The organism is Janthinobacterium sp. NKUCC08_JDC (assembly GCF_019345575.1).
GTDB lineage: Bacteria > Pseudomonadota > Gammaproteobacteria > Burkholderiales > Burkholderiaceae_D > Janthinobacterium > Janthinobacterium aestuarii.
The window spans coordinates 128434-141091 of sequence record NZ_JAHKQW010000003.1 but is presented as its reverse complement, the minus strand read 5'-3'; the positions used below and the strand labels follow the sequence as shown (position 1 = coordinate 141091).

14 protein-coding genes are annotated in these 12658 nt (G+C 65.6%); 10 read left to right on the top strand and 4 right to left on the bottom strand.

The features are described 5' to 3' along the window. The first annotated feature begins 4 nt into the window (after positions 1–4). The 8 genes from KO538_RS10505 (at position 5) to KO538_RS10470 (ending at position 7183) form a co-directional block, all read left to right on the top strand. A complete protein-coding gene (locus KO538_RS10505) occupies positions 5–832 on the top strand; it encodes a MetQ/NlpA family ABC transporter substrate-binding protein (RefSeq protein WP_219328278.1) in 828 nt (275 codons plus the stop codon). A 3-nt stretch (positions 833–835) separates the two neighbouring features. Beyond that, positions 836–2227, top strand: a complete 1392-nt coding sequence (locus tag KO538_RS10500; RefSeq protein ID WP_219328277.1) for an LLM class flavin-dependent oxidoreductase — start codon at positions 836–838, stop codon at positions 2225–2227. 28 nt (positions 2228–2255) lie between these two features. After that, positions 2256–3245 (top strand): aliphatic sulfonate ABC transporter substrate-binding protein, encoded by a 990-nt coding sequence (locus tag KO538_RS10495; protein ID WP_219328276.1) that lies wholly within the window; start codon positions 2256–2258, stop codon positions 3243–3245. A 6-nt stretch (positions 3246–3251) separates the two neighbouring features. Beyond that, on the top strand, positions 3252–4076 hold the full coding sequence (locus KO538_RS10490) for an ABC transporter permease (RefSeq protein WP_219328275.1): 825 nt from the start codon (positions 3252–3254) through the stop codon (positions 4074–4076). Positions 4077–4091: 15 nt separating this feature from the next. Beyond that, the gene (locus KO538_RS10485; RefSeq protein WP_219328274.1) at positions 4092–4826 is read left to right on the top strand and encodes an ABC transporter ATP-binding protein; all 735 of its coding nucleotides are present in this window, start codon (positions 4092–4094) and stop codon (positions 4824–4826) included. A 75-nt stretch (positions 4827–4901) separates the two neighbouring features. Continuing rightward, positions 4902–5660, top strand: a complete 759-nt coding sequence (locus KO538_RS10480) for a hypothetical protein (RefSeq protein WP_219328273.1) — start codon at positions 4902–4904, stop codon at positions 5658–5660. A gap of 64 nt (positions 5661–5724) precedes the next feature. Then, positions 5725–6630: a subclass B3 metallo-beta-lactamase gene (gene bla / locus KO538_RS10475; protein ID WP_219328272.1), complete on the top strand. Its 906-nt coding sequence runs from the start codon at positions 5725–5727 to the stop codon at positions 6628–6630. 73 nt (positions 6631–6703) lie between these two features. Next, the gene (locus KO538_RS10470) at positions 6704–7183 is read left to right on the top strand and encodes an META domain-containing protein (RefSeq protein ID WP_219328271.1); all 480 of its coding nucleotides are present in this window, start codon (positions 6704–6706) and stop codon (positions 7181–7183) included. Positions 7184–7290: 107 nt separating this feature from the next. Here KO538_RS10470 and epsC read toward each other — a convergent pair whose 3' ends face one another. Further along, a complete protein-coding gene (gene epsC, locus KO538_RS10465; RefSeq protein WP_219328270.1) occupies positions 7291–8244 on the bottom strand; it encodes a serine O-acetyltransferase EpsC in 954 nt (317 codons plus the stop codon). A gap of 188 nt (positions 8245–8432) precedes the next feature. Between epsC and KO538_RS10460 the strand changes: the two genes are divergently transcribed. After that, on the top strand, positions 8433–9608 hold the full coding sequence (locus KO538_RS10460; protein ID WP_034757161.1) for a multidrug effflux MFS transporter: 1176 nt from the start codon (positions 8433–8435) through the stop codon (positions 9606–9608). 80 nt (positions 9609–9688) lie between these two features. Here the strand turns inward: KO538_RS10460 and KO538_RS10455 are convergent, their stop codons facing one another. Continuing rightward, entirely contained in the window at positions 9689–9985 is a 297-nt protein-coding gene (locus tag KO538_RS10455; protein WP_128139773.1) for a hypothetical protein, read from the bottom strand. A gap of 80 nt (positions 9986–10065) precedes the next feature. After that, on the bottom strand, positions 10066–10506 hold the full coding sequence (locus KO538_RS10450) for a carboxymuconolactone decarboxylase family protein (protein ID WP_219328269.1): 441 nt from the start codon (positions 10504–10506) through the stop codon (positions 10066–10068). Positions 10507–10611: 105 nt separating this feature from the next. Here KO538_RS10450 and KO538_RS10445 point away from each other — a divergent pair, with 105 nt between their 5' ends. After that, positions 10612–12084, top strand: a complete 1473-nt coding sequence (locus tag KO538_RS10445) for a PLP-dependent aminotransferase family protein (protein WP_219328268.1) — start codon at positions 10612–10614, stop codon at positions 12082–12084. Here the strand turns inward: KO538_RS10445 and KO538_RS10440 are convergent. Beyond that, complete coding sequence (locus KO538_RS10440; RefSeq protein ID WP_219328267.1) at positions 12053–12643, bottom strand: DUF1287 domain-containing protein; 591 nt, start codon at positions 12641–12643, stop codon at positions 12053–12055. The two genes, KO538_RS10445 and KO538_RS10440, sit on opposite strands and share 32 nt — an antisense overlap. Between the last annotated feature and the right edge of the window lie 15 nt (positions 12644–12658).

Genomic DNA, 12658 nt, shown 5'->3' with positions numbered 1-12658 from the left:
CACCATGACCATCGCCCGCCGCAGCATCCTCCTCACCGCCCTGACCCTGGCCTTGACGGCCAGCTTCGCCCACGCCAAGGACCCGAAAGACATCACCATCGGCACCAGCGCCGGGCCGTATGCGGACCAGATCAAGCTGGGCATCAAGCCTATCCTGGAAAAGCAGGGCTACAAGGTCAAGCTGGTCGAGTTCAATGACTACATCCAGCCGAACTTCGCGCTGGCCGAGGGTTCGCTCGACGCCAACGTGTTCCAGCACATCGTCTACCTGAAGAAATTCGCGCTGGAGCACAAGCTGGCCCTGACGGACCTGATCACGATCCCGACCGCGCCGATTGCCATCTACAGCAAGAAGCACAAGACCCTGGACGACGTGAAGGAAGGCACGACGGTGGGCTTGCCGAACGATCCGACCAACCAGGCGCGCGCGCTGGTGCTGCTCGACCAGCTGGGATGGATCAAGCTGCGCGCCAGCTTCGACCCCGTGCGCGCGTCGGAAAAGGATATCGCCGTCAACACGAAGAAAATCAAGCTGCTGCCACTGGAAGCGGCGCAACTGCCACGCTCGCTGGGCGACACCGATTACTCCTTCATCAATGGCAATTACGCGCTGGCCTCGGGACTGAAACTGACGGAGGCGCTGGTGGCCGAGAAAATCTCGCCCAACTACATCAACCTGGTGGCCATCCGCACTGCGGACAAAGACAAGCAGTTCGCGAAAGACCTGGCGGCGGCCTACCGCTCGCGCGAATTCCTCGACATCACGAACAAGCACTTTGCCGGCTATTCGAAACCCGATTACCAGCAAGCGTTGCAAACGGCAGCCAAGTAAGCCATGGCCAAGACGATACGCTTCAACGCCTTCCAGATGAACACCGTCGGCCACCAGTCGCCGGGGCTGTGGACGCATGCGCGCGACCGCAGCCACCGCTACACGGATCCCGCACACTGGACGGAACTGGCGCAGCTGCTGGAAGCGGGCCTGTTCGACGCCGTGTTCCTGGCCGACGTGCTGGGCGTGTACGACGTGTACCGGGGCAGCCTCGATGCGGCCCTGGAACACGGCGTGCAGGTGCCGCTGAACGATCCGCTGGCGCTCGTGCCCATCATGGCGCAGGCGACCACGCACCTGGGTTTCGGCGTCACCTGCGCCCTCACCTACGAACACCCGTACACGTTCGCGCGGCGCATTTCCACGCTCGATCACCTGACGGGTGGGCGCATCGGCTGGAATATCGTCACCGGTTATTTAGACAGCGCGGCGCGCAACCTGGGCTTGAGCCAGCAGCTGGGCCACGACGAGCGCTACGACCTGGCCGACGAATACCTGGACGTCGTCTACAAGCTGTGGGAAAAGAGCTGGGATGACGACGCCGTCGTCAACGACAAGGCACGCGGCATCTACGCCGATCCGGCCAGAGTCCATCCGATCAACCATGCCGGGCGCCACTACCAAGTGCCCGGCATCCATTTGTGCGAGCCGTCGCCCCAGCGCACGCCGCTGCTGTACCAAGCGGGCACCTCGCCGCGCGGCACGCGCTTCGCGGCGCGCCACGCGGAAGCGACCTTTGTCAGTGGCCCCAGCAAGACGGTGGTGAAACGCTACGCCGACGACTTGCGCGCCGCCGTGCGGCAAAGCGGACGCGATGGCGACGCGCTGCTGATCTACGCGCAGGCGCTCGTCATCACGGGCGCCACGGAAGAAGAAGCGCGCGCCAAGCACGCCGGCTACCTGCGCCACGTGAATATCGAGGCGGCCCTCGTGCTGCTGTCGGGCTGGACGGGCGTCGATTTCAGCCGCTACCCGCTCGACGCCACCATCGACTACATCGATTCCCCGGCCGGCCGCTCGGCGCTGGCCTCGTTCAGCCAGGCCGATCCGGATCGCACGTGGACGGTGCGCGAAGCAGCCGAATACATCGGCCTGGGCGGGCGCGGCCCCGTGCTGGTGGGCGATGCGCGCCAGGTGGCCGACCAGCTGGAAAGCTGGCTCGATGAAACGGGCATCGACGGCTTCAACCTCGCCTTCGCCGTGGCCCACGACAGCATGGCCGACGTGGTGGCCCACATCGTGCCGGAACTGCAGCGGCGCGGCCGCTACCGCACCCATTACGAGGAAGGCAGCTTGCGCCACAAGGTCTTCGGCCAGGGCCCGCGCCTGCCTGCCGATCACGCGGGAAGCCTGGTCAGCATCGGACCCGCCGCCGACGCCCTGGCAGCGGCCTGACATATCCAACTCCCCATTCAAGGACACCATGAAACGCAGAACCATCTTGCAACTGGCCGCCAGCGGCGCCGCCTTCACCGCCTTGCCCGGCCTCACCCGCGCCGCCGCGCAAACGCCGCTGAAGGAGCTGCGCCTCGATTACGCTTATTATTCGCCCGCCAGCCTGGTGCTGCGCCGCTTCGGCTGGCTGGAAGAAGCATTCAAGCCGGACGGCACCAGCATCAAGTGGGTGCTCAGCGCGGGCAGCAACCGCGCGCTCGAATACCTGAACGCCAGCAGCATCGACATCGGTTCGAGCGCCGGTCTGGCCGCCCTGCTTGCCCGCGCCAACGGCAATCCTATCCGCGCGCCGTATATTTTTTCGCGTCCCGAATGGACGGCGCTGGTAGTGCGCAAGGATAGCCCCATCCGCAGCCTCGCCGACCTGAAGGGCAAGAAGGTGGCCGCCACCAAGGGCACCGACCCGTATCTGTTCCTGCTGCGCGCATTGAAGACGGCGGGCCTGAAACGCGGCGATATCGAACACGTCAGCCTGCAGCATGCCGACGGCCGTGCGGCGCTGGAGCAGGGCAAGGTCGATGCCTGGGCCGGCCTCGATCCGCACATGGCCGCCAGCGAACTGGAAGCGGGGTCGCGCCTGATCTACCGCAACGTGGCCTTCAATACCTACGGCTTCCTGAACGTGCGCGAGGAATTCCTTGCCAGCCGCCCCGTCGAAGTGGGCAAGGTGATACAGGCCTACGAACGGGCGCGCGCCTGGATACGCGCCAACCCAGCCGAGGCGGCGAAGATCCTGTCGGAGGAAGCCAAGGTCAGCCTGCCGGTGGCACTGCTGCAGGTAAAACTGCGCAGTGACTTCAGCAATCCGCAGCCGTCGAACGAACATCTGAAGGCCCTGCTGGTGGCCGCGCCCATCCTCGTCGATGAAGCGCTGGTCAAGCCCGGCGCCGACTTGAACCGCGCCATCGCGGACCTGGTCGACACGCGCTTCGCCGCGCCCTTCATCGGCAAGGCGTAAGCGGCCATGGCCAGAGACACGCTCGCCGCGCCGGCACAGGCCCACGACACGGGCGTCCGGCGCAAGCTTCCTCCCTTGCCGCGCGCGGCGCTCGGCCTGCTGCTGCCCGCCCTGGCGCTGCTGGCGGCGGAACTGGGCGTGCGCACGGGCGCCATTCCCGCCAACCTGCTGCCGGCGCCCAGCGACATCGCCGCCACCATTGCCGGACTGGCACGCCAGGACCTGGCCGGCCATGTGCTGGCCAGTACCGCGCGCGTGGCCATCGGCTTTGCGGGCGGCGCGCTGCTGGCCATCGTACTGGGCGCGGCCGTGGGCTTGAACCGCACGCTGGAGGCGCTGCTCGACCCCACGTGCCAGGCCTTGCGCGCGATTCCTTCACTGGCCTGGGTGCCCTTGCTGCTGCTGTGGCTAGGCATCGATGAAGCGCCCAAGCTGGTTCTGATCGGGATCGGCGCCTTCTTCCCCGTCTACATGGGCGTGGCGTCGGGCATTCGCGACGTGGACCGCAAGCTGATCGACGCGGCCCGCATGTACCGTTTGAGCCGTCCCGCGCTGGCGCGGCGCGTGCTGCTGCCAGCCGCACTGCCCGCCATCTTCACGGGCTTGCGCAATGGTTTGAGCCTGGCCTGGATGTTCATGGTGGCGGCCGAGCTGATCGCCGCCAGCCGGGGCCTCGGTTATCTGCTCAGCGACGGGCGCGAAACGAGCCGCGCCGACATCGTGCTGGCCGCCATCGTGCTGCTGGCCGTGCTGGGCAAGGCCAGCGACAGCCTGATGCAGCGCCTGGAGACCCGTTTGCTCGCCTGGCGCGACAACTATGCCACCACCTGACGAAAGCACCCACGCATGACTGCCTTGCTTGACATTGCCATCCACGACAAATCCTATGGCGCGCGGCGCGTGCTGCACAATCTGCAATTGCAGCTGCACCGGGGCGAAATCGTCAGCCTGATCGGCGCCAGCGGCTGCGGCAAGAGCAGCCTGCTGTCCATCGTGGCGGGGCTCGATACGAGCTTTCGCGGCACCCTGCGCATGGGCGGCAAGCCTCTGGCCGGCGTGCACGCCGATATCGGCCTGATCTTCCAGGAACCGCGTTTGTTTCCCTGGCTGACGGTGGCGCAAAACATTGCCTTCGGCCTCGGTGCCGGCGGCGCAGACGATCCCAGGGTCGCGCAGCTGCTGGAGGAAGTGGGCTTGCAAGGCCATGCGCACAGCCTGCCCAAGCAGTTGTCGGGCGGCCAGGCGCAACGCGCAGCGATTGCCCGCGGCCTGTTTGGCCAGCCCCGCATCCTGCTGCTGGACGAACCGTTTTCCGCCGTCGACGCTTTTACGCGCATGAAGCTGCAGGACTTGCTGGCCGCCGTCGCCGCGCGCCATGGCTTGAGCGTGCTGCTGGTGACGCACGATATCGACGAAGCGCTGTATCTGAGCGACCGCATCGTCATGCTCGATACGCGCGCCGGACCGCCACGCGCCCATTACGACGTGGCCGCACCGCGCCCCCGCTTGCGCACGCCGGTGGCGCAGACGCAATTGAAGGAGACCATCCTCGGCGAACTGCACGCCGCGCACGCGATCTGAGGCTGGCTCGCCGCCCCAGTGACAAGCCTTGTCATTCATGTTAGCTTGCCATGTTGAAAACAAACAGGCGGCTACGTGCACCTTTCCCTACTTACCGTCCTCGCCATCCTGGCCCTCGGCCACAGCGCGGCGCACGCCGACGCGCCGGCCGACACAGGCCAGGCCGTCCACGTCAACAGCATTCGCAATCCGGAATTGAAATCCTACCGCGTGATGGCGGCGGGCCTCGATGCCTTTGACGAGTACCATGCACTGGCGCCCAAGGCGCGCGAAGTGCGCTTCCAGCTGATTCCCGGACCCGACGCTCCTGCGGACGCCATGCAGGACGTGGCCTTGCGCATCGCCGGCAACGACACCACGATCACCGTGCCCCTGTCGGCCGATGGCAGCTTTGTGCTGCCCCGCAGCGCGCAAGCCGACAGCGAAGATGCGGACTTGGTCACCAACAGGAAGCAAGGCCAGTTCCGCTGGCAGGCCAGCGTCCGCAGCGACGGTGTGCCGCCCGGCATGCGCCGCCTGGGCGACTTGCGCCTGCAATGCCAGGTGATGGTCGCCATTGCAAAGAAAGAGACGCCCTTCTTGATACGCACCCTGGTCGCCACCAAGCTGCGCACCACCGACTGGTGTTCCGCCGACGCGCTCAAGATGGGCACGCACAGCGATCCGGCCATCGCCAGCGCCACCCTGCTCGATGGGGAGCGCCGCGTCGCGCTGCAGGTAAAAAATGGCGGCACGTCCTTCCTGGCGCCCGTGGGCGATACCCGCTATGCGGACGATACCCTGATCGAACTGGTGTACAAGGACACTGGCGATGCGCCGCCCGCATCGTTGTGATGTTTGCGTCCAGCCCCGTTCCATGTCAGCATACGCCACCTTGGCAACACGGATAAGGATCGCAATGCCCCTCACACTTACACGCGCGCTGGCACTGGCGCTGCTGGCAGGCCATGGTTCGCTGGCATGGGCGCAGGCGCCAGTCACGCCGCCGACGCCGGGCTGCGACGTCTGCGCCACCTGGAACGCGGACCAGGCGCCGTTCCGCATCTTCGGCAATACCTATTATGTGGGCGTGAAGGGCCTCAGCTCCGTGCTGGTGACGTCGCCGCAAGGCCACGTGCTGGTCGACGGCGGCTTGCCCGAATCGGCGCCCAAGATCATCGCCAATATCGCCGCCCTGGGTTTTCGCATCGAGGACGTCAAGCTGATACTCAATTCGCACGGCCATATCGACCATGCGGGCGGCCTGGCCGAACTGCAGCGGCGCAGCGATGCGCTGGTGGCGGCCAGCCCGTCGGCCGCGCTGGACCTGGCGTCGGGCGAAGTGGGCCCGGACGACCCGCAATACCACGCGTTGCCCAAATACCCGCCCGTCAAGGACATGCGTCTGGCGCGCGACGGCGGCCAGTTCAACGTCGGCCCCGTCACCGTGACGGCGCACGCCACGCCGGGCCACACGCCCGGAGGCTTGAGCTGGACCTGGCAATCGTGCGACGGCCCCCGCTGCCTGAACATGGTCTACGCGGACAGCCTCAACGCCGTCTCGCGTCCCGGCTTCAAGTTCAGCGCCAGCAGCGAGTATCCGAACGCGGTGGCGGACTTGCGCCACAGCTTCGAGACCCTGGAAAAACTGCCGTGCGACGTGCTGATCTCGGCCCACCCGGAAGCGTCGCAGCTATGGGAAAGGCTGGAAGCGAGCGCCACGGCCGGCAGCGAGGCGTTCATCGACCCGCAGGCTTGCCGCGCCTACGTGGCGGCGGCGCGCACCGTGCTCGAGTCACGGCTGGAGCAGGAAAAACAGCAGTGAGCTTGTCAACCGTGCACGCTGGCGCGGCGCCGATCTGCTACGCTGGCGCCATTCAATTGAAGAAGGAAATGCCATGTTCACACTCGCCAGACTGATTCCTCTCGCCGCCATCGTCGCCATCACGGCCGGCTGCGCGCAAACGCCCGTGCGCAGCGACGCCGCCGCCGCCGCGCCAGGCGCCACCTCGCCCGCCAAGCCGGCGCCGAAGCTGACGGGCACGCAGTGGAAACTGAAGGAATTGAAGGGCAAGCAAGTGGTGCGCAAGGCGCCCGAGCAGCGCGAAGTGACCCTGCAGCTGGCTGAAGGCCGCGCCAGCGGCAACAGCGGCTGCAACCAGATGATGGGCGGCTACACCAGCGATGGCGTCAGCACCTTGAACTTTGGACAGATGGCCGGCACCATGATGATGTGCCAGCCGCAGGACATGGACCTCGAGCGCCTGCTGCTGGCCACCCTGGGCGAAGTCAACGGCTACCGCTACGCCGACCAGGAATTGCTGCTGCTGAAGGATGGCGTTCCCGTGGCGCGGTATGAAGCGCTGACGGTGAAGTAAAACTGTGGGGTCAGTCGCTTCGCGATCGGAATCCGCCCTTTGGGGCGCATTCCCCCGTCGGGTCTGACCCCAGCACTAACTCTGGAGTCAAGCCCCTTCCGCCGCACCTAATCGTTGCGCATCTGCGCCTGCGATACATTGCTGTTAGCTGGCACGCTCTGCGTCAGCCACACATTCCCCCCGATAGTCGATCCCGCGCCGATGGTGATGCGCCCCAGCACAGTCGCGCCCGCGTAAATGACCACGTCGTCCTCGACGATGGGATGGCGCGGCGTGCCCTTGATCAGCGCACCGGAAGCATCCGCCGGAAAACGCTTGGCGCCCAGGGTGACGGCCTGGTACAGGCGCACCCGCTGGCCGATGATGGCCGTCTCGCCGATCACGACGCCCGTGCCGTGGTCGATGAAGAACGAGGCGCCGATGCGCGCGCCCGGGTGGATGTCGATGCCCGTCAGGGTGTGCGCGATATCGGCGATCAGGCGCGCAAGGAATGGCGCACCGAGCGCGTGCAGCTGGTGCGCCAGGCGGTGGTACAAAATGGCGATGGTGCCCGGATAGCACAGCATGATCTCGGCCACCGAGGTGGCGGCCGGGTCGCCCGCGTAGGCGGCCTGCACGTCCGACACGAGCAAGGCGCGGATATCGGGCAGGCTGGCGGCGAATGCACGGGTGATGTCGCGCGCCTGCTGCGCCAGGGCCGCGTCGTCATTGGCGCCGCCCTCTTCATCACCGGCCGGAACGGCGTGAGCCGGAGCCGAGAACAGCAAACCGCGCCGCACTTGTTCGCTGAGGCGGTTTAATGTGGTATTGAGCGTGTCACCGACAAAGTAGTCGATGCTTTCATCGGTCAGGTTGGGCCGCCCGTAATGCGTGGGGAACAGGGCCGCCGACAGGCCGTTGACGATGGTGGTGAGCGCTTCGCGCGACGGTAGTTCGCGCACCCTGCCGTTATGACGGATCTTGTGCTTGTCTTCGCGCGAGCTGCGCAAGGCCTGGATCACGGGCCCCAGGTTCCACTGGGCCGTGTCGTCGGCGGGCGCCGCGGGATAAATGCTGTGCATAGGTATCGCTTCCAGAAAACGGCGAACAAGCCGGGTCGCCCCAGCTTAGCGGCCAGGCACTGCGATTCCAACGAAGAATTCCAAGATTACATATACGAAAAACGCATATCAACCGCGTGGCGGCCAACGATCAAACCCGATTGTTGCCACTAGCGTAAAATGACGGACTAACAAAAACACTGTTCAACATGACTAAATTATTAACATGGATCTTGGCGGGCCTGGCGATGGTCGGACCGCTTGCAATTGACACCTATCTGCCGTCGTTCCCCGCCATCGTGCAAGATTTCAATGCCAGCCCCCTGCTGGTGCAACAAACCCTGAGCTTTTTCCTGTTCACGTTCGCCTTCATGATGCTGTTTTACGGCACCCTGTCCGACTCGTTCGGCCGCCGTCCCGTGATTCTCGTCTCGCTGGTGCTGTATGTGATCGCCTCCGTGGGCGCCGCGCTGGCGCCGTCGCTGGGCTGGCTGCTGGCCTGGCGTGTACTGCAGGGACTGTCGGCGGGCGCCGGTTCCGTGATCGGCCGCGCCATCGTGCAAGACCGCTATTCGGGCGCCGCCGCCCAGAAAATCCTCTCGCACATCATGATGGTGTTCGCGCTGGCGCCGGCCATCGCGCCCGTGCTGGGCGGCTGGCTGCAAGTGGGCCTGGGCTGGCGCTGGATCTTCTGGTTCCTCACGGCGTTCGGCGTGCTGATGTTCGTCGTCGTCTGGCGCGCGCTGCCGGAAAGCTTGCCGAAGGAGCAGCGCCAAGCCTTCCACCTGGGCGACATCGCCGTCAATTACTGGAAAGTGCTGTGCCACCGCCAGTTCCTGCTGCTGTCGACGGCCATCGGCGCCGCCTTTGGCGGCTTCGCCCTGTACATCGGCTCGGCCGCCTACTTCATCATCAACATCCTGCACCTGCCGGAAACGGCGTTTGCCTGGCTGTTCATTCCCCTGATCAGCGGCATGGTGTTCGGCTCGGCCCTGTCGGCGAAAATCGCCCACCGCTACAGCCAGCGCCAGATGATCTGGGCCGGCTTCATTCTGATGCTGGTGGCGGCCGCCGCCAACATCGGCTACAACTATGTCTTTGCCGCCGAAGTGCCGTGGGCCGTGCTGCCGCTGTTCTTCTATTCATTCGCCCTGTCGATCGCCATGCCGCCGATGACACTGATGGCCCTCAACCACTTCCCCAACAACAGCGGCCTGGCCTCGTCGATGCAGTCGTTCATCCAGATGCTGCTGTTCGCCCTCGTCTCGGGCCTGGTGGCGCCGCTGCTGTTCGACAGCGCCTTGAACCTGGCGTATGGCGTGATGGCGGGGCTGCTGGTGAGTTTGGTTTGCTGGGTGTTTGCGCAAGGGAAGAGCAACGCGTAGGTCGGATTAGGCCCGGAGGGCCGTAATCCGACAACATTGTTGGCGGGTGGCGTCGGATTACGCGCAAGCGCTAATCCGACCTACGGCCACGGCGCAGGGGTGACGTCAACATATTGTGCCCCGCCCTGCTCCGGTTCCGCTTCATCCTTTTGCGACGGCTGGTTCAACGACCCGGCCGGCGAACGCAAACTCAAGATCTCCTTGCGCGTTTCGACGAAGTCGGCGGAACTGAGCGGGTGCTGCTGGTCGGGCCAGTGGCTGACAGCCCACTCCTGCAAGGCTTCGAAACGCCGCCACAGTTCGGCGATGAATTCGCGGCGCGCTTCCTCCTGTTGCTCGGGCGTCTTGTCGGCGCCTTCCCCGATAGGTACTTGCATGGCTGCTCCCTGGCTGATCAATCGTCCTGCCAGCCTACGCAGGAGCAAGCCATGCGTCTGTTCGCGAACGAACAAAGAACTTATTCCGGCATCTTGCGAAAGCCCACGGCCAGGCGGTTCCAGGTATTGATGGAGCCGATGGCCAGGGTCACGTTGACCATTTCCGCCGGCGTCAATTGTTCCGCCAACGCCGCATAGTCTGCGTCGGACGCGTGATTCTGCGGCAGCAGGGTCAGCGCTTCCGTCCAGGCCAGCACGGCCCGCTCGCGCGGCGTGAAGAACGGCGTTTCGCGCCATACGGACACGGCATACAGGCGGCGCTCCGTTTCGCCCGCCTTGCGCGCGTCGCTCGTGTGCATGTCCACGCAAAAGGCGCAGCCATTGATTTGCGAGGCGCGCAGGCGGATCAGCTCGAGCAGCGAGTGTTCCACGCCCAGCTTGGCAATCGCCGCTTCCAGCGCGTACATGGCCTTGATGGCATCGGGCGAGGCTTGGATGAAATCGAGTCGTTGCTGTGTCATGATGGCATTCCTTGATAAAGTAGAGATACATCATTGTAGAAGCGCAAGAAGAGCGTGCGGCAGGCCAATCTCCCCGAAAAACAGCAGACCACCAGCAGACACACCATGGAATTACATATCCTGATCGACGGCACGCACGACCTGGGCGGCCAGCTGTACCGCCAGCTCAGCGAAGCCATCCGCTCGGGCCGGCTGACGGACGGCCAGCAACTGCCGCCCTCGCGCCTGCTGGCCAGCCAGCTGGGCCTGTCGCGCAAGACGGTGTCCGACGTGTATGACAAGCTCGGTTACGAAAAGCTGCTGGTCGGCAAAGTGGGCGTGGGCAGCTTCGTGCAGACGCCGCACGCCTCGCCGCAACGGCGCCACGCCAGCGCGCCGCTGGCCAGCGCGCAGCGCATCGCCCGCTGGGAAGCGACGCCCACGCCCTTGCGCCGCGCCAGCCAGGAAACGCCGGCGCGCTACGCCTTCATCGGCGGACGCGCCACGCCCGCGCACTTCCCGCAAGATGAATGGCGCGCCTGCATGCTGCACGCGCTGCGCCAGGGTGGCCAGGCGCGCGGCCGTTATGGTCCTGTGGAAGGCTTGCCCGCCTTGCGCGCGGCGATCGCCGGCCATGCCGCCTTCAGCCGCGGCATCCATTGCACCGAAGAACAGGTGCTCGTCACCAGCGGCGCGCAGCAAGCTTTGCACCTGCTGGCGCAAACCTTGCTGGAACCGGGCGACACGGTTGCCGTGGAAGAACCCGGCTACCCGGTCGCGCGCGCCATGTTCGCCAGCCAGGGCGCGCGTGTGGTGGGCATTGAAGTGGACGAGGATGGCCTGATCGTCGGGCAAATCCCGGACGGCACGCGGCTGATCTATGTCACACCCGCGCATCAATTTCCGCTGGGTATGCCGATGAGCATGGCGCGCCGTCACGCCTTGCTGGAGCGGGCGCAACAGCTGGGCGCCATCATCATCGAGGACGATTACGACAGCGCGTTCCGCTACGAGGGCCGGCCCGAGGATGCGCTGCAAAGTATGGACCGCTACGGCATCGTCGCGCATGTGGGCAGCTTTTCCAAGATCATGCTGCCGGAACTGCGGCTCGGCTATGTGGTGCTGCCGCAAGCCATCGTGGCTGCCGTGCAGACGGTGAAATACCTGAGCGATTGCCATACGGCCAGCCTGGGCCAGCATGCGCTGGCCAAGTTCATCGGCGACGGCCATTTGCTGCGCCACATCCGGCGCTGCCACGATATCTATGCGGGGCGGCGCGAGCGTCTGCTGCACTGGTTCAACGGTCCGCTGGCGCCGTGGTTCCGCCTGGTGCCGGCCAGCGCCGGCTTTCACGTGGCGGCGCTGGCCCAGGCGCCGCTCGATATCGCCGAATTGCAGCGCCGCGCGCGCCAGGCCGACATCAGCCTGTATGCGCTGGCCAGCTTTTACCATGGCCCCGCCCGCCATGAAGGCCTGTTCCTCGGCTATGGCGCCATCAACAAGCTCGATATCGACACGGCGCTGGCCAAGGTGCTGGCAATCCTGCAGGAAATAGCGCCCGTATCCGTCAGCGCGGCTGCCAGCGGTAGTGTCCCGTGATCGGATAGCTGAACAGAATATTCTCCTCGCGCGCGCCCTCGCCGATGTTGTGGATGATGAGCGGCGTGCCGCCCCACGACTGTTTGTCGCTGACGATGCCGATGTGCGTGAGGTTGCCCGGCAAGCGCCACGTGACGATGTCGCCCGCGCGGTAGGCGTTCGCCTCCTTGCTTGGCGGCAGGCTGGTGCCGTGGCGGGCAAAGTAGGTGCCCAGGTTCGGCACGCGGCGGTGGTCGATATTGCGGTCCGGTCCCTTCATCTGCCAGCGTCCCTGCTGCTGGTACACCTGCCACGCCTTGCGCATGTCTTCGTGTACGAGCACCTGCAAATCCTGCCCCAGCTGGCGGTAAGCGCGCACGACCACGTCCGTGCACACGCCCCGCTCGAGCGGCACGTCGCCGCCCGGATAGGCAAGCCGTTCGTAGCGCGGATCGTACTGCACGGTCACGCCCACCTGCTTGCGGGCGGCGGCGACGAGCGCTTGCGGAGTGGCGGGGACTGCCGACGCCAGCATGGGCGCCAGGGCAAGCAACAGGGTGGAGAGCAGTTTGGTCGGCATCAACGTCGGTATTCA

Bases quoted from the DNA above. Each gene is read 5' to 3' on its own strand.
- KO538_RS10440 (WP_219328267.1), bottom strand. From the start codon at position 12,643: ATGCCGACCAAACTGCTCTCCACCCTGTTGCTTGCCCTGGCGCCCATG.
- KO538_RS10470 (WP_219328271.1), top strand. From the start codon at position 6,704: ATGTTCACACTCGCCAGACTGATTCCTCTCGCCGCCATCGTCGCCATC.
- KO538_RS10460 (WP_034757161.1), top strand. From the start codon at position 8,433: ATGACTAAATTATTAACATGGATCTTGGCGGGCCTGGCGATGGTCGGA.
- bla (WP_219328272.1), top strand. From the start codon at position 5,725: ATGCCCCTCACACTTACACGCGCGCTGGCACTGGCGCTGCTGGCAGGC.
- KO538_RS10500 (WP_219328277.1), top strand. From the start codon at position 836: ATGGCCAAGACGATACGCTTCAACGCCTTCCAGATGAACACCGTCGGC.
- KO538_RS10490 (WP_219328275.1), top strand. From the start codon at position 3,252: ATGGCCAGAGACACGCTCGCCGCGCCGGCACAGGCCCACGACACGGGC.
- KO538_RS10505 (WP_219328278.1), top strand. From the start codon at position 5: ATGACCATCGCCCGCCGCAGCATCCTCCTCACCGCCCTGACCCTGGCC.
- KO538_RS10450 (WP_219328269.1), bottom strand. From the start codon at position 10,506: ATGACACAGCAACGACTCGATTTCATCCAAGCCTCGCCCGATGCCATC.
- KO538_RS10455 (WP_128139773.1), bottom strand. From the start codon at position 9,985: ATGCAAGTACCTATCGGGGAAGGCGCCGACAAGACGCCCGAGCAACAG.
- KO538_RS10445 (WP_219328268.1), top strand. From the start codon at position 10,612: ATGGAATTACATATCCTGATCGACGGCACGCACGACCTGGGCGGCCAG.
- KO538_RS10495 (WP_219328276.1), top strand. From the start codon at position 2,256: ATGAAACGCAGAACCATCTTGCAACTGGCCGCCAGCGGCGCCGCCTTC.
- epsC (WP_219328270.1), bottom strand. From the start codon at position 8,244: ATGCACAGCATTTATCCCGCGGCGCCCGCCGACGACACGGCCCAGTGG.
- KO538_RS10485 (WP_219328274.1), top strand. From the start codon at position 4,092: ATGACTGCCTTGCTTGACATTGCCATCCACGACAAATCCTATGGCGCG.